This window comes from uncultured Meiothermus sp. (genome assembly GCF_937863175.1).
Taxonomy (GTDB): Bacteria; Deinococcota; Deinococci; order Deinococcales; family Thermaceae; genus Meiothermus.
In genome coordinates, this window is sequence record NZ_CALMCQ010000380.1 from 1 (window position 1) to 25,584 (window position 25,584).

A 25,584-nucleotide genomic window follows, 5' to 3' on the forward strand; every position below is an offset into this window, starting at 1 on the left:
GCGACATGGCGATCGACGGCGAACTCGCAAGCCGCCTCCACCACCGCCCCCAGCGCCCGCCGGGCCAGATAGCCCCCGTTGTAGATGTCCTGCCCAAGCATCCTGACCACCCCCGAGGTGGGGAAAGCCAGGCCGGTGAGCAGGCGAATCAGGGTGGTCTTGCCAGAGCCATTAGGCCCGGCCAGGGCGTAGACTTCGCCCGGCTGTACAGCAAAGGTAATGTTCTCCAGCAGGGGTTTACGCCCGTACTTTTTACCTAAGTCCTGGGCCTCGAGGGCAGCCCCGGGGGTGCTGGTTGCCACAGCTTCACTCATGGGTGTGATTATACGGAGGTAACGCGCCGGGACTTGTTCACGTCCGGCAGATGCGTGGCTGGAGTAACGAAATGACGGAAAAGGCGAAAAGAACAGGTGTTCCCTATTCTCTATGCTCCTTCTGGCCGTGCTATAGCGCCTGTTATGCCCGCCACTCTTGTCTTTCGGATTCCCTGTGTTATCCTCGAGGTCGCGTCCTCGGTCTGACGCGGCGCGCCAGCGTGAACCGGGTCAGGGCCGGAAGGCAGCAGCCCTAAGCGCCCCGGAGCGGGTGCCGTCAGGAAGCCGGGGACGCTTTTTTGCGCGAGAATCGCGATAGCCGGATTAGCCTGGTGTAGAGGCTTTTGAAGCATCTGCCTGAAAAGAGGGCACCGGCGTTCCGGTGCCCCTGAGGTTGTTTTTAGCTATTTTTTCTTCTCGCGCAGACAGAACCCGACTGCTTTGGAACTGTGGTGGCCCACCGAAGCGCTGTTGACAATGGCGCGATCCGATACACTCACCACCATCACATAGCCGCATGGCTGCATCCCTGCGGTATTGAGCGACCAGGCATTGCCGGGGGCAGCAGCGGTCGGGGTGGTTCCGCCCGAGGGAACCGGCTGCCCGGCAGGCGCCGCGAAGGGAAGGGTGCCCAGGCTGTAAGAACCAAAGTACGGGTCGCGGGCTACAAAGCGACCGGTAATCGTCACACCCTCGATAAAATCTTTGCAGTTGCCACCGGAGTCAATGCTAATGTCAGCTTCGGGCCAGGTGTTGTCGAGTTGTACCCGGTGGGTCTCCTCGGCCACAATGGCGAGCTCGTTGGGGGCCGTCGCCCTTTGTATGCGGAGCTCCCACAGCGCATCCCCAGCGGTGTCCCACCAGGCCATGCGGTTATCAATGTCCGGGGCATAGGCAAAGAAGCCATTCATTACCTCAGCGTTGGTAAAGGGAACCAGGCTGGGGCTGACCAGCTTGAGGGTGGTGGTGACGTTGCCCCAGGACTCCCAGGCCAGGGTATCGGGGTTCTGCCGACGTACCTGCACCCGGTAGTACAGGCCGGGATAGGTAGGCCCGGTTACCACCACCCGGCCCGCAAACGGGCAGGGGCGGCCCAGGGCATCGGGGGCTATACCGTTTTCGAAAGTGGCACTGGGCAGGGTGAGGCCGCTCGATGCACTGATATCGGTCACCACGATCCCGCCAATACGGTAGAGGTTGATGCCGGGCCGGCCAGACCGGATCACCACGTGGGCATCCATCCGATTGCCCCAGTAGGGTACCGCGTCAGGGTTGGTGGTGGAAGGGGGCGTATTCCAGGAGAGCACCGCCCGAATTCGCGAGGGTCGGGTTTTGTCGCAACTGCGCCGGTGCTGGTTCAGATCTACTTTGAGGATGGCCGCATAGTGCAAACCCCCGGCGGGAATGCTGGCAATATCGTGCACCTTGACCTGGGCCGTGCCCATGTAGGTCCATTCGCAGGTGTCGTGCCAGTCGGCCCAGAAGGCCACATACTCGGTGCTGCCCTTGCTGCACAAATCACCCGAATAGCCGTTTGGCCGCTTGATGGTAAAGGTCGCTACCATCCACTCACGATTGGTGTCCAGTGCCAGGCAGTCCAGCTCTTCGTAGCCAGTATTGCCCTTGGTTTTGCCAAGGGCCTCGATGGCCGAAACCCAGTCCAGCCCCAGCCCCTTCCACAAGGCTGCCTGCTCTTGAAGCAGGGCCGGGCTGACCTCTGCGGTAAGAGCCTGGTGCAGATGCTGGACGGCAAAGCGATGCGGCTCGACGCTTAGCTTGACTTCCTTGGCCTGCACGGCTGGCTTACCCCCATAGAGTTTGACCAGCTCGGGTAGTTCCAGCGGCGGGGGATCGGGGAGTGGGATGGGCAGGATGGTTTCTTTGGCCAGCTCGGGTACGACCTTGAATTTTTCCCAGATAACGGGCTGGATGGTGTCCAGCAAGCACCACCATTTGTTGAGGGGTTTGATCTGGATGTGATTCTCGAGCACACTACCCCAGACCGGTTTCCAGTTCTCGGCACCAGGGCCAGCCGGCGGTACCACCTCCCACGACAGGATGGCCCGCACCCTGGGCAGCAACGGGGTATCGCAACACCATCGCCTGGGATCAAGCTTGAGGCTGAGGGCGTAGGTGAGGGGTTTGTCGGGGTCTTTGGCGCAGTCGGCTGTGTTGGGGATATCGTGCACCTTGAAAGCCGTCAGGCCCTCGTTAACCCAGCCGCTGCCATAGTTCACCCAGAAACGTACATACTCGGTGGTGCCGGACTGACACAGGTTGCCACCGTAGCCAAAGGGCAGCTTGATCGCGACCACGGCCTCGAGCTGATCGAGGTCGGGGTTGTAGCCTGTACAGGTGATCTCCTCGTATTTGCTGCTGGAAAGAGGCAGAACTGCCTTGAGGGCACTGCTGGTTTCGTTGCCAAAATAGTTGGGGTTTTTGGCGATCAGCTCACGGAACTGTGAGCGTTCCTTTTCGATGCGCGGTAAGGCTGCTTTTTCTTTTGCCATGACCCACCTCATTAGTTCAGGTCAGGGTTGCCAGCACCCACCCCTGGCCTGATTTCGAAAAAAGCACCTCTGGCCCGAGGTATGCCGGTGTATGGCCCTGCATCGGTGGTCTTCACGCAGACACAACCCTTTGTGGCTCGGACTCCTGCAACAAAGGCTCTTATGAAGACCCTCTAGGGTGGAAAGACCGCTAAAGAATCAAGCTGGCGCCACCTCCCTTTCGCTTGATCACCCCATCAAGCCGGGCCTGGAGGCCAGTGTGGATTCACCAGCAAATGCAGTGAAGGATGCAAAAGTCGAAGGGCCTCGAGTATTCACCCTAGCAAACCCAACGTTACATTCCCGTTACTGTCCTGGCCGACGTCACACAGTCAGAAAAGGCATACATCGGTCAAAAAATTATGGCGCCGACCCATGGGTTTCAGCATGAATGACGGGTGAAAAAAGCCTGATGCAGGGCTCGAGGTAGAACACTGTCTGGCCAGGCTGAATCCCAAATGGTTCGAAACAATCGAGATTATGGCTATAGAGAGTCAAATTGACCGCTTCTCACCTGGCTGCATCTTATACTTCCTGGGATGTTGCAGCGCTATCTATTACGCGAAACCCTATCGCTGTATCTGCTGGGTGTGCTGCTGTTCGTAGGTCTGATCACCTTCGACCTGCTGTCGTCACTCTCGGGGGCGTTTCTACGGGCCAAAACGCCGGTCGGAGAGATTCTTCTGATGGTTGGCTACCGGGTGCCCCACACCCTGGGCATTGCCCTGCCGCTAGGGCTGGTGTTTGCCCTGCTGGTGGCGCTGGCCCGCTGGATTCGGCTGTCCGAACTTAAGGCCGCCTATGCAGCCGGCGTGCCACCGCGCACCTTCATTGGTCCGGTGGTGGCGCTGGGGCTGGTGGTGGGGGCCCTCGTACTGGTCAACGAAGGCTGGGTCAAGCCCATCACCCAGGAGCGCTTCGAGGCTTTGCAATACAAAATTTACTATGGTTCGGAGCCCTCCGGTGTGCTCACCGAGCGCACCTACACCCCCCAGGGGCTGGGCGTGTACTATGCCCAGCGCATCTATCCGCCCCCCCAGGGCGAGGTGGGTTCTCGGCTGGAGGGCATTCGGGTGGTGGAGCCTGGCGGCTCCGTCTGGAGCGCTGAACGAGGGGTCTGGGTGAGTGGGGCCTGGCGGCTCGAAAACGCCTACCGGGTAGATCCTAGTGGCAAGATCTTCCAGGAGGCCGAACACCCCCTTCCCTTTCCCATCGGCGTACGGCCAAAGGCCATTTCCTACGAAGCCATGCGGATGACCGACCTCCACGCCACTGCCCTGGCCGACCCCGCGGCACAGTTTCCCCTGGCCCGGCGGTATGCCAATGCGGTCGCAACCGTGGTGCTGGCCTGGCTGGCTATCGTAATTGGCCTCTCCTTGCGCGAATCGGCCTGGGCCTTTATTGCCGTGGTGGGGCTGATTTTCGGCTACTATACCCTCTTCACCCTATCGGCACAGTTCGCCCGCTTCGACCTGCTTGGCGCTTATGGGGCCTGGCTGCCCAACCTGGTATATGGGGGACTGGCCCTTTTCGGAACCTGGAGGCTGTTGCGATGATGGGATCCGTCGCCTGGCGCCCAGAACCTGGTCGGCTCACTGCAACGCTGGTGAGATCCCCCCGCATTCCAGACCACCGCTACGCACGGGTGGTGCGCGGGCGCACCCTACATCCGCTGCACGAATCCACCCTTTCGGTCAACGAAGGATCTTTAGAGCCCTCCCTTCCAGCCTTTCTTCCGCTTCCCTGCTCTCGCTTCCGCCCATGGAGGCGGCCATGAACGCCCTTGACCGCTACCTGACCAGGGAAGTTGGCACCTATGTGCTGGGGGCGCTGGCAGTGGTGGTGCTGGCCCTTCTGGGCGGCGCTCTGTACGAGGTACTGGCCCCGCTGCTGGCAAGGGGGGCCGACCCCCTGGTGGTGAGCCAGTATCTGGCCTTCCGGGTGCCCGAGGCGCTGGTGCGGGGCATGCCGCTGGCTTTCTTGTTTGCGCTTCTGCTGGTGCTCTCCCGCATGGGCGAGGAGTCTGAACTTAAGGCCATGCTGGCCGGTGGGGTTTCCAAGCTACGGGTGCTGTTCCCGCTGCTGCTGCTGGGTACTTTTTTGTTCGTAGTATGTCTGGCAGCGGCGGACAGTCTGGTGCCGCGTAGCCTCCAGCAGGGGCAGAATGTGCTGCGCGAGGCCGTCCTGCAAAAACCCAGAGCCTTGCTGCAGCCCGGCACCCGACTGGTGGATGCCTACGGGCGGATCGTGTATGTGGGAGAGGTCGGTGTTACCGGTATCGGCGAGGTGCGGGTCATTACCGCCGACGAAATTCTGGTAGCTGAAAATGGCCGCTTTGAGCAGGGCTTGCTGGTGCTTTCCGAAGGGCTGAGGGTCACTTATGGGGGGGCCAGACCCCGCACCGTCGCACGTTTTGACCGGGCTACGGTTCCGCTGGTCGAGTTGTCTCTGGAACCACCGGGGGGGCTCTTTAGCCTCACGGTGGCCGAGTTGCGCCAGCGCATCGGCCAGTACCGCGCCCAGGGGCTGCCCTACCATGCCGAACTGACCGCTCTGCACCGCAAATGGGCCGAGCCGGCAGCGGTATATTCGTTCGCCATCTTTGCGGTGGGGCTGGCTTTCTACCTGCTGGGCGGCAGCCGCAGCCTGGGCATGCTGGGGGTGGTGGTGCTGACCTTTATCTACTACGCCACCTGGAGCGTGGGCCGCATCCTGGGTGAGCAGGGGGTACTGCACCCCATCCTGGCCGCCTGGGGGCCGAATCTGCTGTACGCGATGGCTGGGCTGGCGCTGCTGCGACTGGGGAAGAGATGAGCAAGTGTGCTGGGGAGAGGGGGGGAGGGGGAGCAAAAGCAGTCTCTCCGCTGCCCCCTTGCTCCACTGCTCCCCTGCTCCTGCTACTCGCCCTGCTGCTCTTTGCACCCGCTTTGGCCCAGGGAACCGAGCAAACACCGACAACGGGGGGCAAACGGCTGAAAATCCTCGAGGCCGAACGTCTGGAACTCCGCAACGAAGCGGGCGAGGAACTCGTCATTCTGGTGGGCAGTCCGGTCAGGATGGATCGGGACGGCGAGCGCATCGAGGCCGAGCGGGTAATTTTCAACCGCACCCAGAAACGCCTGTTGCTGATGGGCGGGGTGCGTTACCAGGACAAACAAGGCCAGTTGATCGAGGCCGAGGAGCTTGAACTTTTCACCGACGACGAGAGCTTTGAAGCGATTGAGGTTCGGATCGAGTCGGGCGAGTTTTTTCTGAGTGGCCCCATCTGCCAGCGGGTCGCCGGGCAGATTTTGCTGCAAGAGGGTTACCTCACCCCCTGCCAGCGCTGCGAGCAGGAGGTGGCCGACTATGCCTTCCAGGCCCGCGAGGTGGTGCTCTATCCGGGCGACCGGATCATTGCGCGGGGGGTCTGGGTACTGTTGCGCGGGGAGCGGAAATTGTATCTACCGGTACTGCTCTTGTTTCTCAACGACCGACGGCCCCGGCTCGAGTTCGGTCAGAGCGATGCCGACGGGGTTTTTGTGAGCACCGACCTGCCCTACGTCTCCGACTTTGGCATCGGCTTCACCCTGCTGCGCTACTTTGAGCGGCGGGGCTGGGGCTTCGGCTTCGACCATTTCGGGGTTGGGGCGGCAGCCGAGCGCTATCAGTTTTTGTATCTGCCTCCCCCGGCGGGACTGGTGCTGCCCGACAGCGACCCGCGCAAGGACGGCATTTACAAATACCGCTTCAGCTACCGACTGGAAGAGTCCGACTGGCGTATCGAAGGGCTGGTGGTGCGAGACGACAGCTCGATCGTCGAACCGCGCTTTTTGCAGGGGGCTGGTGGCCAGCCCGACTACACCACCTTCTTTATCGAAGGAGCCACCCGGCAGACCGCGACCTCCGCGGAGCCGCTTTACCGTCTGACCCTCGACGGGTACCTTGATCACAACCCCCTGGCCCTGCCCAATGAGCGCACCACCCCCAAACGGCTGCCCGAGGCCGAAATTAGTTTCCCCAGAGGTATTGAGGGCGAATTTCGGCTGACCGGACGGGTATTGCTGGGCTATTACGAGGCCCCCAGCAACCCCCTCAACCGCAGCGCCCGGCGGCTGGGGCCCTATATTGGTGCGGGGCGGCTCTGGGTAGAGCACCGCAGCAGCTACCGCCCCGCCGTCCCACCCTGGCCGGGCTTTAGCTTTAGCGTCGAGAACGTTTTTATTGGGCGCTATTACAGCACCCAGAACTTCGACCCGCAGGGCAGTCCCACCGAGTTTGAGCGGCTGATCCGCTGGGATACCCGCTCGAGTGTGGGACAGACCCTGGGGGCCTTCGGCGTGAACCTGAGCCTGAGCCGCAGTGCGGTGGAAGGCGAGACGCCTTTCCAGTTCGACTTCGAGCGGCCCCGAACGGACACCCGCCTAAACGGTTCATTCAGCTTTAGCCCCGACCCGATTTTTTCTTTCACCGCACGGGCTGGCCGCGACCTCGAGCGCCGTATCTTCGACCCCCCCGCCGAGTTCACCCTCACCTCGCGCCCCTTCACCTGGCTAAACCTCACCACCAGCGTGAGCCGCGACCTCGAGCTGGGCCGCTGGAGCATTCTGCGCACCAGTCTCGGCCTGGCTCCCGCCCCTTTTAGCCTCAACCTGAACCACGAGCGCAACCTCGAGCTGGGGCTGGATCGGCTGCTAACCCTGAGTGCTGGCTACAACCCCCTGCCCTTCAACTTCTCGCTGCGCACCGGCTACCGCTACTGGGACGTGCAGGACAAGGAAATCCGGCCACCCCCCCAGATTCCCCTGATCGCCCGCTACGACCCCCTCGAGCTCGCCGCCAGCTACAACCCCCCTGGCAACACCACCTCGTTCTTGCACAGCCGCGACCTGAACAATGGACAGGCTATCCGCACGGAAGTCAATGTGGTGCTGCAAGAAGCCCCCGACAGCTTCCGCCTGCGCCAGACCTTTAGCCACCTCTACGCTCCACTGCCCTCTGTCACCAATCCCATCCCCACCCCCACCGCTGCGCTGCTGGACGGGGTGGCCCAGCTGACCCTGAGCCTGCATACCTTCGTTTTCGCCAACACCGTCGGTTTGAGCCCCGGCAGCGAAACCCGTTTCCGGCTGGGCTACCAGTACAGTTCCGACCTGCTACAGGCCGACCTGCTCTGGAGCTTTCGCGATGGCATTTTGCGCAACCCCCGTCTGGCGGTGCGGGCAGCGGTGCGCGAACCCGAGCTGTTCATCAACGAAGTCTCGGCGGAATTCCACTTCCCTGAAATGGAAAACCCCCTCACCCTCGAGGACGACACCCAGGCTTTTCTGCGCTTTTTGCGCTTTAGCGGCGAGATGGAGATCCTTCCTGCGCCCCTGCGCATGGAAGACCCCCCCGGACTCTCGTTGCAGGGCTTCCTCAGCCTCGAGCGCCTGACCGACCAGACGGGACGTTTCCGCGTGACATTGCGTGAGTTTGGCCCCACCTTCAGCTTTATGGGCCTCGAGAGAACCCGCCTCTTTTACCGCATGGTATGGACAGCCCCCGAGACCGGCGGTCCCAACCCTCGCGAATTTTTCTTACCCAACCTCGAGGGCACCATCCTGCGCCCGCGTTTTGATCTGATTATTGACCGTTGCTGCTGGGCCTTCCGGGCCAGCCTCGATACCCTTAAGCAGGAGTTCAAATTTTCCTTTGCGCTGGGGGGTGATGCCGCCGAGTTCCTGTTTAGCCAGAACAGCATTGTCTTACCCGGTGGCATCCGGCTCCCCACCCCAGGAGGACGCTAGATGAAGCGGCTTGCCCCAGCACTGACCACTGGCCTGCTTCTGGCTTTGCTTACCGCCTGCACCGGGAGCCGCGAGGAACCCACCCGTGCTTTGCTGGCCGTCGGCGTGGTCACCCCCAACGCCAGCACCCCTTCGCAAATTCGCTTTTTCCAGACCAGCACCCTCCAGCCTGGCAATTTCGACCCGCCTCGCCGGGTGGGCAGTTGGGATCTGGACGAGCCCATCGTAACCCTGCTCTACCGCCGCAGCCTCGAAGAAGGGGGCAACGACCAGCTCTGGGTGCTCACCCCCGGCCGCCTGCGCCGCTACATCGCCAACCATCTCACGGTGGACGACGTGGGAACTCCCCTGCTCGACGGCGGCTTCGACCAGGCCCTGAATGTAGACTGTGCCCGGGGCTATCTGCGCCAGGGGGAGGGCCGGGTTTTGCTGGTTTGTCCGCCCGCGCCCGCCACCCCCCCGCGCCCCATCGAGGAGTACCACGCCTGGATCATCCCCTTTACCGCCACCGCCCTCCCGAGTCCCATTGATTTTCGGAATCCCAACCTGGTGCGCCTGACCGCTCCCGTGCGGCTAGCCCTGGGAGTAAACGACCAACTGCTCTACCTGACCCCGCGCGAGTTTGGGCGGTTCGATCTAGTCACCTCACCTGCCCAGCGAGTTCTGGACTCCCGCTTTGCCACCTCGAGCCCCACCGACCTGATTCTGGTCGGAAGCCAGGGACTGGGCCTGCTGGACGACAACGACCCCACCACCACCGACACCACCCTGGTCACCTGGAACCTCGATGCGACCAGTGAGGTAGGGGTTTTCCCGGATGGCAACATTGCTGCACGGTTCTTTGCCAGGGGCGCACCCCCGGTTTTTGTGCTGGGCACCGGGCTGGCCCGCTTCGAGGGGGGCTTCCAGTTGCCTCGCGAAACAGAAAGCGGGCTTCGGCGCACACTCCCCTACCGTACAGCTACGGTAGGAATTGATCAGTTTTTATATACCGCCGCCGATCTGGACCCCCCCACCCTCCTGGTGATTGACTTAACGGTCAATATTTCCAACGCCCTCACCACTGCCGGGGTTCGTTTTTCCTCGCTGGGCAGCTTCCAGGAGCGCATCACCGGGCTGGCCTTCATCCCGGTCGAATAGCTACTCTTATACCACCTCTGCGCGTCAGTGGAACTCTCCATATCGCTTTTGGGTCGCGGTGTACGCAGTCCTGGCATTACCCTTACGAATATCCCTGTCCCCCGAGGTGCAATTGGGGTAGTTTGGGAATATGGAAATTCACCACATCGGCATCGCAGTGCAAGATTTGGAACCAGCCGCCCAGCCCTACCTGAAACTGGGGTATAGGCTCGAGGCCAAAGGCAGCGTAGAGAGCCAGGGGGTTGAGGTCTGGATGCTGGAAAGCGGGCACAGCCGGCTCGAGTTTTTGCGTGCCACCCGGCCCGATTCGGCCATCGCCAAATTCATCGAGAAACGGGGGCCGGGGATGCACCATATTGCCCTAGCCACCCCCAACCTCCAGGCCGAACTTCAGCGCCTGGCCGCAGAGGGCACGCCCCTGATTGACGCCACCCCGCGCCCAGGGTTTGGGGGCCATCTGGTAGCCTTTATTCATCCCAAATGGTCAGGCGGGGTGCTGGTCGAGCTGGTCGAGGCAGAGGGTCACCAGTAGACGGTTGTTCCGGTGTTTACACCATGCGTCGCAGAAACCACAACCGAAACTTCTACCGTGGGCGCACTTAGACCACTACTTGGGAGCCGACCGGCGAAACCAGGGCAGGGTGTCCAGCGCGTAGGCCCGCCAGGCCGCCAGCACGATACCAAAGCCCACGCCAGCCAGCAAAATCAGGTATACGTAGCGCTCGAGGTGGGGAATTTTGGATCCCACGTAGTAGGCCACCAGGGTCAGGCCCTGTGTCCAGAGCAGGCTCCCCAGCAAGCTCAACAAAAAAAAGCGCCACCAGGGCATCTTGAGCGTGCCGCACACAAAAGGTACCACGGCCCGGAACACCGGCACATACGGGCCAATCAGAATCGAAAGCGGGCCAAACCGCGCCATGAAGCGATGGGTGCGTTCTAAGTCTTCGTGCTTTACCCTGGCTTTGCGGAGCAGGGCCGGCCCGATTTTACGCCCTAGAAAATAGCCCAGGTTGTTGCCCAGCACCGAGCCCAAAAACAGCACCGACAAAGCTACGAACAGATGCAATTGGTTGGCGGCAGCCAACAACCCTACCGCAATTAGCAGGGAGTCGCCTGGCAGAAAAAACCCTACCAACAAGCCTGTTTCCACAAATACGGTGGCGAAAATACCCAGATACCCCGCTGCTTGCACATAGGCCGTTACTTCCATGAACCACACCCTAATGCAAAAGGCAAAGAACCGGCAAGCCAAACCGAACCATAACTCCGGGTTACGCCGGGGCTAACGGCCAGCGTACAAGGCCCAAAGCGGAAGGTCGAAGGCAAGGAAAAGAGGTTCGGTTCCAACGTTGGCTGTTCAGCGAGGCGGAAAAATCTGCAACTCCATCACCCGGCCTCTGGGGCTGCGGCTGGCCGCATAGACCAGGCTTTCGGCAATCTCGCCAGGGTCTACCCAGGCCATCGGGTCGGCATCGGGCATCTCTTTGCGGTTGGCCGGGGTATCCACCGCACCCATGGGATACACAATCGCCACCCGCACTGCCGTGCCCGCCAGCTCGGCGTCCAGCGAACGCAGGTAGGTCGCGACGGCTGCCTTAGCGGCTGCGTAGAGCGCCACTCCGGGCCCCGCCCCATTCCAGGCTGCGGCTGCCGAAATTCCGGCGATAAAGCCGTCTTTCTGGCCCAGCAACTCGGGAATAATGGCCCGGGTCATATAAAACAAGGTGCGCATGTTCAGATCGAACATCCGGTCGTAGAGGCTGGGATCGGTGTCTTTGATGGGCGCGTATGCGAAGCCCCCTACGGTGTGAACCAGGCCATCCACCCGCCCCATCTGCGCTTTCACCTGCCGAATCAACATCTCGGCATCGGGGTAGTGGGTCAGGTTGGCTACAAAAGCCCGCCCACCCAATTCCTGTGCCCGCTGCTGGATGGTTCCCTCGTGCGCATCCACCAGAGCCAGTCTGGCCCCGGCCTGGGTAAAGGAGCTGGCGATGGCCCCCGCAATGGCGCCCCCGCCTCCAGTCAGGATAAAGGCTTTTCCCTCGAGCGTCTGCATGGCCCAATTATTGGCCCCAAAGCCCCCAACCGCATGTCTTTACGCTTACATTCGGCCCTATTCTGCACACACGATGGGGTCACGCGATTTCGGAACCTCATCCGACCCGTTGGGTTGTTTATCTTGCTCCCGAGGCTACAGCGCACAATGTGAAGCAACCGGGTCATTCTGCCCCTGGGCCTGGGATATGATCGGAACCGGGTAGCTCTTCGGAGTGTCCCACTCAGCAAACTTGCAGATGCTGGAGCGGCGGTTCATGGCTGCGGTCACTCAGAAGACCGCCCCCTGGAGGTTTATGGCAACGAAAAAAGTGGTACTGCATCGCTTGGGCGGACATCGGTTTGTAGGCATCAACCAGCAGGGCGACCGGGTAATGGTGGACGGCGACCAGCCCTCTACCGGGATGCGCCCCATGGAACTACTGCTCGCGGCCCTGGCAGGCTGCACCGCCTATGATGTGGTGGACATCATGGAGAAGAAGCGCCAGCCCCTGGCCAGCTACCGCGTGGAGGCAGTGGGCGAACGAGCGGAGACCCATCCCAAGCGTTTTACCCAGATCGTGGTAACCCACTATGGCGCTGGCCCACACGTAACCAGGGAGGCCCTCGAGCGGGCCGTGGAACTCTCCCACACCAAATACTGCTCGGTCTCCGCTACCCTCAACACCCCCGTCGAGACCCGGGTGGTACTCGAGCCCTGGCAGGACGAAAAGCAGCTTCAACCACAACCGTAAATTTTTCTAGAGCAAACCCCCATGCACTCTCATGCACGGCTCTGGTAGCGTTGCGGCATGAGAGTGCTCATTTTGGCTGCTGCACTGGTTTTATCTGGTTTTACCCTGGCCCAGACTGCTTCTAATCCTGCGCCCATAAGCTGGGGCCAGTACACCATTCGGCAGGAGGCGGGTTTACTGCGAATTATCCGTTCAGATCGTACTCAAGTAGAGATTAGGGGTGGCCGCTTCGAGGTCAAGCAGGTCGAACTGACCGGACGGGCACCCGTTGAGCTCTGGATTAACGAGATTTCGGGGCCAAACACCACCGCCTATTTCTTCACCCAGGAACAGGGTTTTCGCAACCTGCTGATCTACCGGGGTCGTACAGCGGGGGTGTTGGAAGTGCGCGATGTGAACAACGACAGGCGGGCCGAGATTATCGTAGGTACCGATGTGTTTGCCGATTTTGGCGGGTTGCCCAGGGAGGTTTATCCGCGCCTGACCTACATCCTGGCCTGGGATGGGGTGCGCTACGTGGATGCCACCGCCCGCTTCCCCACCCTGGGCTTTCGCACCCTCTCGTATTACCGCGAAGCCCTGAGAGACGCCTTGATTCAAAGAGACGATGTCAACGCCCGCAGCGCCGCGCTGGGCTATTACGGGCGCGGGCTAATTACGGGTCAGGCCGAAGAGGCCAAAAAGTGGCTGATGGCCAACACACCCCAGGAAATCCGGCGCTGGCTGCTGGATCTGGAAGGCGAGGCCATCCGGGCTATCTATGCCGATTTTGCCTGCCGGGTCACGGTGAGCTACAGCCGGAACCTGCCCCCCAGGCCTGTTTGCAACGGGTAGAGCCTTCCTCAAAAAGGTTCAATGGGTCGGCGTATCGAGAGCTGCACCGTAGAGCTTGCTCCATAGAGCTTGCTCCAGGATGGGAACAAGAATTTGGCAAAGGATACATCTCGCGAATTGACATTACAGCAGAACCTGCTTCTGGGAAGGGGCGATTCCGGCTAGAGCTGCTTCCAGTACGGTCTTATCCAGATTCACCACCTCGCCATAGCGCAGATACACCAGCCGCACCTCAGGCTCGAGCTCCCAGGCCTGGCGTAGGGCAGCCAGGTAGACCCCCAGTTGGAAGTAGTAGCGCTCGGGCTGCACCTCGAGGTCGGTCTTGTAATCTTCCAGATACCATTTTTCCCCCACCCGGTACAGGCGGTCTATAATCCCCTGCCAGACCGTGGAGCCGATGGGAAGGGCCATGGCAAACTCGGGATAGTCTTCGTCGCGCGGCCAGGGGAGTAGACCGCCCAGAAGCTGCTGGTAGTTTTGCAGCAGCACCTTCACCTCGGCCATGATGCCTGCACGCTCGTCCGGGCCGAAAGGAAACATGACCTCCTGGGCCTCGAGGTTGGCCAGGTGCTCCGGGCTACCCCCCTGCCAGTTCTGCCCAATAGCGTAGTGCACCAGGGTGCCGATGGCCCGCGCCCGGCCTGGAATTTCCTCGCCCTCTGCGGGGTCGGGCAGCGGCAGGGGTTCAGCATCCAGACGCTTGAAGGCCGAGGGGGAGAAGAGCGGCGGGAATGGCTCGGGGTCGAAGCGGGTCTCCAGCCAGGCCGAGGTCTCGGGCTGTTCAATCCGGTGCGCTATATGCACCGGCTTTACCGGCTGGTAGGGCCAGGTTTTGTGCAGGTAGTCGCTGCGGTCAAAGGGTGGGCTTTCCGGCCCCAGTCCCATCTGGGCCAGTACCCTGGCCCAGCCCTCGAGCCTCCCTTCGCGAACGCTGCCGCTCAGGATCAGGGTATCCCTGGCCCGCGAGGCCGCAACGTAGAGCAGGCGGTAACTCTCGTCTTCTTCCCGCGCCCTCTGCTGCAGTTGAAACTCTTCAAACCGGGGTGTATCCGGCAGAGCTACCTGCTGCACCAGCCGCTCTTCGTTGCTGGCTCCGCTACCCAGATACAACGGCTGGGTCTGATGCACACCCTTCCGTCCCAGATCAAACACCGCCACCAGCGGCCACTCCAGCCCTTTGGCGCGGTGGATGGTCAGGATCTGCACCCCCTCGCCCGACTGCGGGACGTCGCCCGCGTCGGCCTGGCGGGAGAGCAGCTCGAGCCGCTCCAGTAAACCCTCCAGGCTCTGCGGTGGGCGCGGGGCAAAGTAGAAGAGCAGGGCATCTATGTTTTCCCGTGGACGGGGCTCGAGAAAATCGTGGTAGGCCTTGCCCGCCATCAAGGGCGCACGCACCAGGAATTTAAGCACGTCCAGCGGAGCCGAGACCCGCAGTTGGGCCTGAATTTTTTTCAGTCGGGTGTGCACCGAGGGAAAATTCAGGGCCAGGGCTTGGGGGGGGTTTTCCGAGCGCAGCACGGTCTCGATCTGGGCCAGCTCCATGGCCTGCAGCCCACCCCCTTCGACCTCGAGCTGTCCAAAAGGGCCCCGCAACCAGGCCGCCAGCGACAGGCCCCTGGGGTCGAGGGCAGCCCGCAGGGCGTGGTAAAGGTCACGTACCTCCTGCCGCTCGTAGTAGCCGCGCCCCTGCAACAATACATACGGAATCTGGGCCTGGGCAAAGGCTTTTTCCAGAAAGCCCACGCTGCTGTACGAGCGCACCAGCACCGCCATCTCCCTGTAGCTGGTCTGGTGCGACAGGGCCAGTAGCCGCTGGGCCAGCACAAAGGCCTCCTGCACCCGCAGCTCGTCCAGGGCCATCTCCCCATCCACCCAGTGAATTTCCAGCCGACCACGCACGTCCCGTACACCCTGCACCTCGGGCGCCTCGTCCACCCCAAAGCCCAGGCCTCGTTGGGCCAGGGTATCGGTCAGGCGGCTCAGAAAACGCACCAGGGTCTGGCTGTGCCGGTAGGTGCGGGCCAGCGGGGGTTCAAGCTGGCCTTCCCGCATGGCTTTTCGAAAGACCGCCACATCGGCATTGCGGAAGGCGTAAATGGACTGCTTGGGATCGCCTACGATCTCGATGGACAGCCCGGCCCGCTCGAGGGCCGCAAAAAAGGCCCCTTGCAAAGGGTTTACGTCCTGGTACTCGTCCACCAGCAACACCTGTACCCGCTCCAGAACACGCCCCACGGCGCGGGGGTGGCGGGTCAGCTCGAGGGCCCTGCGCTCCAGTTCCGACGGCGAGAGCCAGCGGGCCCCCAGCCGGGCTTCGTAAGCCGAAGACACCTCCTGATAGACCTGCAACAACACCTGGTTGGCCTGGCCCTCGGCAGGCTCGAAGGCTTCGGCCAGCGAGCGCCTGGAAAACAGGTGCAGGAGGGGTTCAGCAAGTTCGTCAGCGACAGGGCCGTGCAGCAGGTGGCCCGGATCGAGCGCCAGATAGCGCAGGGTCTTCCACTCCTCTTCAAACCAGGCCTGTGCCTCCCAATCGCCCAGGATGGAAAAGTCGGGGTCGAGGTGCAGCAGCGGGGCCGCCAGCCGCAAGCACTGGCCCATAAAGCCGTGGATGGTGCTGAGAGTGGCCCCTGGAAGCTCACGGGCCGCCTCCTGGAAAACCCCCTGGGTTTGCCGCGGGGCTACGAAATCCAGATGCCGCCCGTGCTCCAGTACCTCTTCGATGGCCCAGCCGACCCGCACCCGCAGCTCGTCGGCGGCCTTACGGGTGAAGGTCACGCCCGCAATGCGGCGCAGGGGTGTGCCCGAAGCGATCAGCTCGAGGTAGCGCAAAACCAGACTGGCGGTCTTGCCGGTTCCGGCGGAGGCGACGCGGACTTTCATAGCTAGGTATATATTATGTTAGAATACTTGGTATGAAGCGTACCCTGTTGACTCTTGGGAATAGCACTGCTGTCACTTTACCACCCGACTTTCTAGAGCGATACAACCTCAAACCGGGGGACTTAGTTGAGGTAGAGAACACCGAGCAAGGCATTTTGATTCGTCCGCAACATACCCTTGACCCCGCCTTCGAGCAAGCCTTGCGAAGCGTCGTAACCCGCTACCGCGGAACGCTAAAGCGTTTGGCTGAGCATGATCGGGGCCAGGACAATTCATGAGCCGGTGGCTAACCCTGGAAGAGGTGCTGCTGATGCATGATCTGGCGCTGGAGCTGGATGGAGGTGATGCTGGCATTCTGGATTTGGGGAAACTAGAGTCAGCCCTGGCCCAGCCCCAGGCTGGCTTTGGCAACGAGCTGTTTCACCCAACCCTACAAACCCAGGCTGCCGCCTACCTATACCACATCACTCAGGCGCATGCGTTTGTGGATGGCAACAAGCGAACCGGGGTTCTGGCGGCCCTGACTTTTTTGCAGCTGAATGGGATTACGCCGACCATAAAAGAAGTTGAACTCTACGATCTAACCCTCGAGGTGGCCCGAGGCAATTTGACCAAGGCAGATATTGCTGCAGAACTGACCAAGGAATAACGAGCCCTGATGAAATACGCTAGCATCAACGGAACCATGATAGCGAAGGCCCAGGTCTGAGGGTTTGGTGGTTCCGTGCCTCGCATGATCTAAAGACCTACCACTGAACCTGACGTGACTGGGGTATGTCGTGATAGAGAGATGTTGGCCCCTTCGCCAGGCCTGGGAGCGGCGGGACTGGCGGCTGCGGAGGCGGAATTTTGGCGGGTTTACCGAGCCGGATGACCGGGTGTGATTTTTTACCTGCAGAAACCCCTCTCGTTGAAGCGCTTTACGCCAACGAGAGGGGCTGGAGTGCGGGAAAAACTGTGGTTAAGGGCCTACTTATCTTTAGTCGTCATCTTCATCTGAGTCGCGGTCGTCGTCTTTGCTATCGTCATCCTTATCGTCCTGGTCGTCATCCGCCCGATTATCGTCGTCATCATCGTCATCATCGTCGTCACTGCGATCCCTGGCAACTTCGGCTTTTGCAATGGCCAGCGCCTCAGAGAGGCTCACGCCTTTTGCCTTTAGATCTATCACCCGGGCAGTGATGGTCGTAACCTCATCCAGACTGGGGTCGGCAACAATGGCTGACCTCAAGAGATTCATGGCCGTATCCCTTGCAACTCCAACCTCGACCAGATCCATCAGGGCTGCGGAAATATCCCTGAACTCTTTGCGAAATTTGCTCTTCTCCAGCTTGAACTCGGCCTGCAGGCCGATCACCGCTACTGCCGTGCTCTCACCCAGAACCACAACCAGCCTGGCGTAATCTGCGGGTTGCAGGCCTACCGCCTTAGCCAGCTCCGTCAGGGTCTGGTTAGGGGCTGGGGTGGACTGGGCCGGGGTGTTTGCAAGTGCCGCGCCAAGCGTGAACAGGGTTGCCAGGATTATCAAGTATTTTTTCATCTCTTTCCTCCGTTTACCTCTAACCGGGCCGGCCGGTTCGAAAGGCAATTTAGGCAATGCGCCTTAGCCCGGGTTTAGGCTGGTATTAGATACATCTAACACTGCCCTCCTACCATCCCACTCGTGCCAGCCGCTGCACCACCCCCTGCTGGGAAGTTCCCTCGTTTCCGCTCAGTTATGTCTACCCTGGGAGCGGCAGGGCTTACGCCAGGTTCTTTTGGGCGTAAAAGATCGTCCAACCACCCTGCAGGGCCGGTGCCATTCCGAGCGGAGCGGTAGTGTTGTGAAGAATCTGATGCGCCGTGCTGCCCGATGCGTAATCGCCTCGGCAAAGGCGGAGAAGGACAGGTCTCTGTTAAGTTACTGACTGCGAGCCCTCCCTTTCTGGCATAGCCCATACCAGCGAGGAGGCTCCGGTTGGAATCGCGAACTGCAAGGTATAAAATCAGCCTGTGCGCTTTGTAAGCCTGAATGGCAAGTTTGTACCCTACGACCAGGCCACCCTCCACATCTCAGACCTGGGCCTGCGGCGGGGCTATGGGGCCTTCGAGTTTTTTCGTATCTTGCAGGGAGTTCCAGTTTTTCTGGAAGACCACCTGAGCCGCTTTGAGAACACCGCCGGGATGCTGGAACTCGAGATTCCCTTTACCCGCAGCCAGCTCGAGGCCCTCATCTACGAGCTAATCAGGCTCAACGAACTAAAGCGGGCCGGCATCCAGCTGGTGCTGACCGGCGGCTACTCGCCCGACGCCTTTACCCCCAGCACCCCCAACCTGGTCATGGCCCCCCTCGAGATCAAATCACACCCTGCGGTTTACTATCAGCAGGGAGCCAAAATCATCCTGCACCAGAACCTGCGCGAGATGCCGCTGGCCAAAAGCACCGACTACCTGGTCGCGGTCAGGCTCGGCAAGCGGGTACGGGCCGAAGGGGCCACCGAGGTGGTCTACCACAATGGCACCACGGTCTCGGAGGGAGGGCGCAGCAGTCTCTCCATCATCAAGAACGGGGTCTTGATTACCGACCTGGAAGGCGTACTGCCGGGCATCACCCGGATGCACCTGCTGCAAGTCGCCAAACTTATCCTGCCCATCGAATTCCGTAGCATCATGCTACCCGAGCTTTTCTCAGCCGACGAGGTCATCCTGACCGGGGCCACCCGCGAGGTCATGCCCATCACCCAGATTGAAGACCGACCGGTAGCCGATGGTAAGGTAGGGCCTTTCACCCAGACCCTGATGAAAGCCTTCCGCGAGCACCTGGAAGCCTACCTGGCAAGCCGCACCGTAGCTGGTTAAGTTGCGCCAGGGCAGGTTTGACCAATGGGCGGAGAAGCGACCTCGGACTGAGTCGCCCCTGGCCGAGTACCCGAGGGGCTTTCGGCCTGTGCATGGTACAGATGTATCGTGTAACCACTTGTACCGGATTCCACCAGGTACCAAGACAACAGAAGTGAAACGTCAAAGGTCTCTTGCCGAGAGTCGAGGCGCTGCTCGTTGCTTTTGGCCTTCGGCCTTCAGCCCTCCGCCTGCCTGGGTCATGACTGACCTGTTCAACGGAAATCGGTGCTAGACCGAACACAGCTAACGGCACCAAGCACGACGCTGCAGGGGCATTTGAACTTGCTGTTGCGGTTGGGCTGGCTAGTATTAATCTGTATGAAACCTTTATACATTATTTCGGCAGTACTGGCGGCTTTATCGTTGTCCTCCTGCGCCCCCTCCAACGTGGCCCCACCCGGAGCTATCGGGTATGGCAATAGTTTGGTACCCTTCGTGTCCACGCCCATGGCAGCCAGGGTACGGTCTGCCGACGGTACGGCGGCGTTGGGGTTGCGCACGGGGCCGGAAGGGTTCGGGTTTCAGTACACGGTGGGGGGTTGGGGGGCCGACCTGATTGTGGCCCCGCGAGGTGGGGCTTCGGCTTTTGCCCGTGGTTCTTATGTGCACGATGGCTTCACGGCGGCCCTTAGCGTGGCCTGGGAAACCTTTAACACCTTTCGCTACGACGGAACGAACTACCTTACCGAAACGGTAAACGGCGGCGGTGTAGGGCTGGATCTGGGGTATTTCTGGCCCATTGCACTCGAGACCGGACAGGGCTACATTGGCCCCCGCCTGTATTCCTATGTGCAGTGCCTGAGCGTGGGCAACACCCCCCTGCGTTGCAGCGGGTTGCGCCTGAATCCGGGCTTCGGCATCGGAGTTAACCTCCCACTAGGCCGCTTTGCAGTGGCGCCGGAAATCTCGCTATTCCTGCTTCCGCCCGACGAGTTTTACGCCATGCCCCGCCTGGCCACGCCTTTTAGCCTTTCACTGTCATTCCGATTCTGAAGAAGACCTACCCCGGCTTTCCTTCGCGGCACACATCTCTAACGCTACAACTACGGCAGCGGAAGCCGGGGTTGGGCTCCACCACCCCGGCCTTATAGCGGCTGTGCACTTCCTGGGCCTTGCTCAGGAGGTTCGCCAGCACACCCCAGACCTTTTCGACGGGCTTGTCGTAGACCAGCACCGGATCGCCCAGAACCGGCCAGGACCAGAGGTACACTTTGTTGATGCGTCCGGCAAATTCAGAAAGCAGATAGCCCGCTGCCCAGCGCTCGCTCCAGCGGTGACGCACCTGCTGGCTGGCGTCTTCGGGATGGGTGTTGGGCGCTACAAAGCGGTAGAGGTGGGCCTCGGTTCCCTTGCGCAAGACCGCATCTAAGCGTACCTCCAAACCCTGGCCTTCCAGCCTGAATCCCAGGTTTAACTCGCTCAGGCTTTCCTGGTGATGGCGCATCCAGCCCTCGGCCTGGGGAAACTGCTGGGCCAGGGCCTGAAGCCGCGCCGGTACAAGTTTCTCGGCTTTGCGAAATTCACGCACCCACTGCCGCCACCACTCCTGGGTGGGCTGGTGGTCAAACTGAAAGGCCCAGTACTGCAAACCACACTCGCTATAGCGCCGCAGGGCTTCCACCCGGGCTCTGCCCAAATTAACCGGGCTGAGAGGGGCCTGGTAACCTTCGGAGCGAGCCATCTCCAGCAGGCTGGCCGGGGGCAGTCTGGGCGGGTAGGCCGGTTTTCCCGCGATCAATACGGGCTCCGGTTCCAGCGGCCCCTCCTGGCTGGCCTCGGGGTAGGTGATGATCACCTCGTCCGCGCGGGTTTTGAGTTCTTCCAGGAGCAGGCGATCCCGCCCCAAAAAACGCCGGGGCAGCAAGCCCCCCACCCTGGTTTGAACCAGCCGCATGACCTGCTCTAACCCTGCCCGCAACTCCTCGGGGATAAAGTAGTCTTCCTGTTCATTGGAACTATAGGCCCCCTCCACCCCATAGGTCAGGTAGAGCTTTTTCCAGCGCTGCCCCGAGGCCAGGGTGGGGGTGAGCAGGGCCACCCCTCCCGGCGGACGGTGTGGCTGGTAGGTCTCGGCCAGCAGTGCCGCCCACCAGTGGCGAAAATCCGGGCCAATCGCAATTCGGTGGGCCTCGAGGGCCCGTTCCATCAGGGTGGCCCGGCGCGGGCTGTGGCGTACCTCGGGCAGTGAGTCCAGCAGTTCGTTGGCCCAGGCCAGCGAGGGGTGCAAAGCTGGGTTCTGTGGGCTTCCGGCAAACGAAGACCCTTCCTCACCAGGGAGCTTGAGACGGGAAAGCCAGGCCGTCCAGACCTCCTGCATTCCCAGCTCCAGGGCCAGCCGGGTAATGGCCTGGGGGCCTACCAGGCTGCGCTCGAGGGCCACCCGGCCCAGCGGGGCCAGATCCGGTACCGCCAGAAGGCGGGTCGGGGTGGGGTAGTCGGGCAGATCCAGCAGCTCGAGCAAGAGCCGTCCCTCGGGGGTCTCGGCGGCGGTGCTGGACAGTTGCGAAATGAGTGGCAGGCCGTACTCATCGGCCAGGGTTAGCAGTGCCGGAATCCGCGACTCCGGCGCAATCACCGCAATCTCTAAAGCCGGCATTCCCAGCGCCAGGTCGCGCTTGATCGAACGCAGCACCCAGCGAGCCTCGCTGACCGGGTTCGGGGCGCGGTAGGTCTGGGTGTGGATAAAGCTATGGCCAAGCACCTCGTCGGGTCTAAACCCCGGCGGCGCTTCGGGCAGACTGACCCAGACCGGAACTTCTCTGGACAAGGCTTGCAGGAGGCGCAGCTCGAGAACACCCAGCTCGCGGAAGCCATCCACCACCACCAGGTCGGCCTCGATCTGGGCCGTACCCCGCTCCAGCAAGTCCAGCGCCCCCGAACGAAAGTCGTCGTAATCCCAGCGACCCATGTGGTCTTTGAGTTCTTCGTAGCGCGCATAGACCTGCTGCAAGCGCCGGGCTTCGGGACTAAGCTGGGGAATTTCGGCGGGCATTACTCCGTTGCGCTTGGCCTCGGCAATGGAGCGGGCAAACAGGCGGGCCTCACCCGGACTCGGCAAAGGGCTGTCGCCCGAGATGAGTGCTTCGCCTACCAGTGCCACCCGGCCTGGCCCGGTCAGGATGGGCTTGAGGCCAAAGCTGGCTGCCAGCAGGCGGTAGTAGAGCTGCTGGGAGGTGAGCACCTCCAGCCCCAGCACCGCACCCCCCTGGGTAGCCCGGCGGTAGACATAGGCTTTTTGTGCAGGCAAGCAGACCCACCAGACCCGCTTGCGCTTAAGCAAAAAGGACTGGGCGACCTCGAGCAAGCGGGTGGTCTTGCTCGAGGCCGGGGGGCCCACGAGGAGGTGCACGGGGTAACTATAATCCAACAGCCGTTGGTCTCTGCTACCTGCTGGCGTTTCCGGGCATACGCATGTTGCTCAGACACCCCCCTTGCTGAGGGAAGACCCTAAACCCAGCGGCGGCTAGACCTGGACGGTTCAGAGGGGGTGGAATAACCCACCCCTTTTCTCATAGAACCTCCTCCATGCGGCCAAAAGATGACCGGTTAACGGTGGTTGAACGGGCGGGCATGGAGCATGATTCCGCCGCGCTCGAGGTAGTCGAGCCACCCCCGGCTTCAGATCAATCTGAAACACTCAGGCCAAAGGTTTTGTCACCCTTCGAAACTACTGCGGTTCTAGGCTGAACTTTAGCCCAACTGCCGGTGGGTCGGCCATTCGGTCTCCCGGCATTGGAAGGTGGGGTGCGGGGTAGCCAGTCCGTGATCGCCCCCATCGCTGTAGTCTTCATGGTGCAAATGCGCCTGGTTCCTTCGGTATGCGGAGGAGTTAAGCAAATCCAACCCACCTAGCGAGTCGCAGGCTCCACCGCCGGAAACCGCACCGGCGAACGCCGGTAGGCCTGAAGCCAGCGGGGGTCGGAGAGCGGCTCGAGGTTCGGATTCAGCCGGATGATCCCCACCACCCGGCCCTGGAAGGTCAGAAAGCAGCGGAAGCCCCGTGGCTCCACCACGTACCAGTTGCCCAGACTGATGTTTTGCAGCGCCCTATCAAAGTGTCGGGCCAGCATACCGCGCAGGCGCAGGGCATCTTGCACGGGCCGCTCGAGAACCAGTACGGCAATTTCCTCGAGGCCCAGTGGAACCGGGGTCAGGTCAATGTTCACCGTAATTCGCGACACCGGCAGACCATCGGCTCCCAGCACCAGACGCAAAAAGAAGCGCTGGGGTGCGGCCCGCTCGGCATAGGCAAGCTGGGGGCGTAGATTCTGGGAGATAGCCTGGCAGCGATCCAGCACGGGCGGGTCGCTCGGTTGGGCCCAGCCCAGGGCCGCAAGGCCCCAAGTCCAGATGGCTATTGTCGGCAAAATTGCCCCGCGCCACACGGCCTCTCCCCTACTCTCTCACCCCAAACAAGGAACCCAAACACATCTCATCGGTAGTACCTTCGCCCCAGGTCATGTAGCGGGGCTGGAGCGACTCGCCGCCAGGGCCAGGAATGGCCGACTTGTTGTCGTAGACACAGGTCACCCGCACCCGGTCGCCCTGGCGCAATCGGAAGGGGGTCTGGTACCAGTACTCACCCTGCCACTGAAAGTTCCACTGTGGAATGTTCAGAAGGGTTCTGGCACTGGGGCTGCCGGGGTTGACTTCAACTCTGAACTCCACCCCCCGCAGGTGCATGTGGGCGGTCACACCGTAGACTTCCATACTGCTCTGTGCCGTCCAGTCGCAGGAGGTGGCCTGCCGGCTGCCATCGCCCACCTCACGCCGAGCGTAAGCTTCGATGGAGGTGTTGCACAACAGGTGAATCCAGTCGGCAATGAAGCCCAGCTCGGTCTTGGCGCGGGCGTACTCGCGGGTGCACTGCTCGCCGGTCATGCCCGGTGGGCACTTAATTTCGACGGGTGCCGCCAGGGTCATGCCCACCAATCGCTTGAGCTGGGTGCCTTTGGGGGCTAGATATAAAGCCATCTGGGTAGCGTCGGGGTTGGCACCCGAAGAGGTGTTGTAGTGCACCTGCATAACCACCCGGCTACCCGCCCGCAAAAGCCGTCCGGTACCCTCCGGCAGCAGGGTTGCACCGCCGCCCGGCACCCAGAACCCCAAAATGCCCCCTATGTTGCGGGGGTCGCTGCTGAGGCCCGGCCCGCCAAAGCATTTCCAACCAGGGCCGGTCTCGGCCCGATCCTTGGCCTCGGCAGCCCCCACCATATCGGGGCCAATCAGGAACAAGATCACGTGGTGTACGCTGCGTTTGTCGCCAGGAATAATTTTGTAACCGGTCATGTAGGTGTCGCTGTCGAAGGTGGCAGGCATCAGGAAGCAGCGGTAATCATCCAGCATCGCATCGTCGGGTGTGTAGGGTGGGTTGAGCCCTGCTACCAGATCGGGCTGAGGCAAGGGGGCCGCGGCTTTGGCAGCCACCGGCCCTGGATCGCCCAGCGGCGCGCCCGCCTCGGCCCAGGCTACCAACGCAGCCCTGGCACTTTCGGAAAGTTTGCGCTCGTGCTTGAGCGGCGGGGTACCCGGTCCGGGGGGCCAGGGCGGCATTCGGCCCTGCTTCACCGAATCCGCGATGGCAGCAGCCATATTCCTGGCCCAGCGGGCATCGTCCAGGGGAAAAGGGGCTATGCCCCCTTCGGTATGGCAAGCTGCACAATTGGCTTGCAGTATTTCGGCCACTTCCCCGTGGTAGGTGGGGGGGTGGGTAGGCCCAGCACCCATCAACCCCAGCGCGAAAAAGAATATAACCAGAACGGAAAGTTTCGGCATGGTTACCTCAGCAAACGGGCTATTTCTTCTTTCAGTTTAGCGGTGGAAAGGCGGCTCACCCCATACAACATGCGCACCAGACGCCCCTCGGAGTCCAGCAGGGCCATCGCATCGGTGTGAAAGATCAGCCGTCCCCCCGGAGCCGGGTTGTACTCAACCCTGGCAACATCGGCAATTTGACGAATGGCTTCGGGCTTGCCCGTAAGTCCCTGGATCGGAGCAAAACCCCGCAGATATGTTTGCAGCGCCTGGGGGGTATCGCGCTCGTCCACGCTGAGCAGCATCAGTTGCAGGTCTGGGGGTGAGCCCAGGGCTTCGTAGGCTGGCAGCAGGCGGCCCAGCGTGAGGGGGCAAAGATCCGGGCACCGGGTGTAGCCAAAGAGCACCACCGCGAGGCCTCTGGGGGGAAACATCACAGCCTTGTTTTGGTGGGAGCGAAGCTCAACGGTTGGCAGGGTTTTGGCAGGTTTGAAATCGGCGGCGCCCGGCCCCGAAGCGGGCAAATAATGTCCTCCGTGCGCCCATACCCAACCCGCACATAAGAAAAGGAGAAGGTTGCGTAGAAGTGGTTTCATTTTCACTATCATGGCTGGAATTGCCCGGAAAGAAAACCGATCGGTTGCACCCTACGTCATGAATAAGGGTCTTT

Annotated in this window: 21 protein-coding genes and 1 other RNA gene; 12 read left to right on the plus strand and 10 right to left on the minus strand. The window is 61.4% G+C overall.

The features are described from left to right. On the minus strand, positions 1–314 hold a 314-nt coding region (locus tag Q0288_RS14140; protein ID WP_299431635.1), incomplete at its 3' end, for an ATP-binding cassette domain-containing protein. Positions 315–509: 195 nt separating this feature from the next. On the opposite strand from Q0288_RS14140, the gene ffs reads away from it, so the two are divergent. Next, positions 510–609: signal recognition particle sRNA small type (gene ffs, locus Q0288_RS14145), an RNA gene on the plus strand. A gap of 109 nt (positions 610–718) precedes the next feature. On the opposite strand, the gene Q0288_RS14150 is transcribed toward ffs, so the two are convergent. Beyond that, a complete protein-coding gene (locus Q0288_RS14150) occupies positions 719–2,824 on the minus strand; it encodes a hypothetical protein (RefSeq protein WP_299431638.1) in 2,106 nt (701 codons plus the stop codon). A gap of 578 nt (positions 2,825–3,402) precedes the next feature. Between Q0288_RS14150 and Q0288_RS14155 the strand changes: the two genes are divergently transcribed. The 5 genes from Q0288_RS14155 to mce all read left to right on the plus strand — a co-directional run bounded on the left by Q0288_RS14155 (position 3,403) and on the right by mce (position 10,303). Then, a complete protein-coding gene (locus Q0288_RS14155; RefSeq protein WP_299431639.1) occupies positions 3,403–4,419 on the plus strand; it encodes an LptF/LptG family permease in 1,017 nt (338 codons plus the stop codon). Between the two features lie 217 nt (positions 4,420–4,636). Further along, positions 4,637–5,677: an LptF/LptG family permease gene (locus Q0288_RS14160; RefSeq protein WP_299431642.1), complete on the plus strand. Its 1,041-nt coding sequence runs from the start codon at positions 4,637–4,639 to the stop codon at positions 5,675–5,677. Further along, positions 5,674–8,631: an LPS-assembly protein LptD gene (locus Q0288_RS14165; protein ID WP_299431644.1), complete on the plus strand. Its 2,958-nt coding sequence runs from the start codon at positions 5,674–5,676 to the stop codon at positions 8,629–8,631. The genes Q0288_RS14160 and Q0288_RS14165 overlap by 4 nt, the downstream gene beginning before the upstream one ends. After that, positions 8,632–9,771, plus strand: a complete 1,140-nt coding sequence (locus Q0288_RS14170) for a hypothetical protein (RefSeq protein WP_299431647.1) — start codon at positions 8,632–8,634, stop codon at positions 9,769–9,771. It begins immediately after the preceding gene. Between the two features lie 130 nt (positions 9,772–9,901). Next, positions 9,902–10,303: a methylmalonyl-CoA epimerase gene (mce, locus tag Q0288_RS14175; RefSeq protein WP_299431650.1), complete on the plus strand. Its 402-nt coding sequence runs from the start codon at positions 9,902–9,904 to the stop codon at positions 10,301–10,303. Between the two features lie 75 nt (positions 10,304–10,378). On the opposite strand, the gene Q0288_RS14180 is transcribed toward mce, so the two are convergent. Both Q0288_RS14180 and Q0288_RS14185 read right to left on the minus strand, forming a co-directional pair. Then, a complete protein-coding gene (locus tag Q0288_RS14180) occupies positions 10,379–10,981 on the minus strand; it encodes a DedA family protein (RefSeq protein ID WP_299431653.1) in 603 nt (200 codons plus the stop codon). Positions 10,982–11,128: 147 nt separating this feature from the next. Then, entirely contained in the window at positions 11,129–11,830 is a 702-nt protein-coding gene (locus Q0288_RS14185; protein ID WP_299431656.1) for an SDR family oxidoreductase, read from the minus strand. Between the two features lie 295 nt (positions 11,831–12,125). On the opposite strand from Q0288_RS14185, the gene Q0288_RS14190 reads away from it, so the two are divergent. Both Q0288_RS14190 and Q0288_RS14195 read left to right on the plus strand, forming a co-directional pair. Further along, on the plus strand, positions 12,126–12,563 hold the full coding sequence (locus Q0288_RS14190; RefSeq protein WP_299431659.1) for an OsmC family protein: 438 nt from the start codon (positions 12,126–12,128) through the stop codon (positions 12,561–12,563). A gap of 57 nt (positions 12,564–12,620) precedes the next feature. Beyond that, positions 12,621–13,397, plus strand: a complete 777-nt coding sequence (locus tag Q0288_RS14195; protein WP_299431662.1) for a hypothetical protein — start codon at positions 12,621–12,623, stop codon at positions 13,395–13,397. A gap of 123 nt (positions 13,398–13,520) precedes the next feature. Here Q0288_RS14195 and Q0288_RS14200 read toward each other — a convergent pair whose 3' ends face one another. Next, positions 13,521–16,280 (minus strand): exodeoxyribonuclease V subunit beta, encoded by a 2,760-nt coding sequence (locus tag Q0288_RS14200; protein ID WP_299431665.1) that lies wholly within the window; start codon positions 16,278–16,280, stop codon positions 13,521–13,523. A gap of 32 nt (positions 16,281–16,312) precedes the next feature. Here Q0288_RS14200 and Q0288_RS14205 point away from each other — a divergent pair, with 32 nt between their 5' ends. After that, entirely contained in the window at positions 16,313–16,558 is a 246-nt protein-coding gene (locus Q0288_RS14205; protein WP_299431668.1) for an AbrB/MazE/SpoVT family DNA-binding domain-containing protein, read from the plus strand. After that, positions 16,555–16,929, plus strand: a complete 375-nt coding sequence (locus Q0288_RS14210) for a type II toxin-antitoxin system death-on-curing family toxin (protein ID WP_299431670.1) — start codon at positions 16,555–16,557, stop codon at positions 16,927–16,929. Before Q0288_RS14205 ends, Q0288_RS14210 begins: the two co-directional genes overlap by 4 nt. A 330-nt stretch (positions 16,930–17,259) precedes the next feature. Here the strand turns inward: Q0288_RS14210 and Q0288_RS14215 are convergent, their stop codons facing one another. Then, positions 17,260–17,820 carry a hypothetical protein gene (locus Q0288_RS14215; protein WP_299431672.1) on the minus strand — a complete coding sequence of 187 codons (561 nt, stop codon included), beginning with the start codon at positions 17,818–17,820 and terminating at the stop codon, positions 17,260–17,262. 452 nt (positions 17,821–18,272) lie between these two features. Here Q0288_RS14215 and Q0288_RS14220 point away from each other — a divergent pair, with 452 nt between their 5' ends. Further along, the gene (locus tag Q0288_RS14220) at positions 18,273–19,118 is read left to right on the plus strand and encodes an aminotransferase class IV (RefSeq protein WP_299431675.1); all 846 of its coding nucleotides are present in this window, start codon (positions 18,273–18,275) and stop codon (positions 19,116–19,118) included. 360 nt (positions 19,119–19,478) lie between these two features. Then, positions 19,479–20,153: a hypothetical protein gene (locus Q0288_RS14225; protein ID WP_299431678.1), complete on the plus strand. Its 675-nt coding sequence runs from the start codon at positions 19,479–19,481 to the stop codon at positions 20,151–20,153. Positions 20,154–20,160: 7 nt separating this feature from the next. On the opposite strand, the gene Q0288_RS14230 is transcribed toward Q0288_RS14225, so the two are convergent. The 4 genes from Q0288_RS14230 to Q0288_RS14245 form a co-directional block, all read right to left on the minus strand. After that, the gene (locus Q0288_RS14230) at positions 20,161–22,509 is read right to left on the minus strand and encodes an ATP-dependent nuclease subunit B (RefSeq protein WP_299431681.1); all 2,349 of its coding nucleotides are present in this window, start codon (positions 22,507–22,509) and stop codon (positions 20,161–20,163) included. A 499-nt stretch (positions 22,510–23,008) separates the two neighbouring features. Continuing rightward, a complete protein-coding gene (locus Q0288_RS14235; protein ID WP_299431684.1) occupies positions 23,009–23,527 on the minus strand; it encodes a hypothetical protein in 519 nt (172 codons plus the stop codon). A 28-nt stretch (positions 23,528–23,555) separates the two neighbouring features. Beyond that, complete coding sequence (locus tag Q0288_RS14240; RefSeq protein WP_299431687.1) at positions 23,556–24,935, minus strand: c-type cytochrome; 1,380 nt, start codon at positions 24,933–24,935, stop codon at positions 23,556–23,558. Between the two features lie 2 nt (positions 24,936–24,937). Then, positions 24,938–25,348 (minus strand): SCO family protein, encoded by a 411-nt coding sequence (locus Q0288_RS14245; RefSeq protein ID WP_299431690.1) that lies wholly within the window; start codon positions 25,346–25,348, stop codon positions 24,938–24,940. Positions 25,349–25,584: the final 236 nt, after the last annotated feature.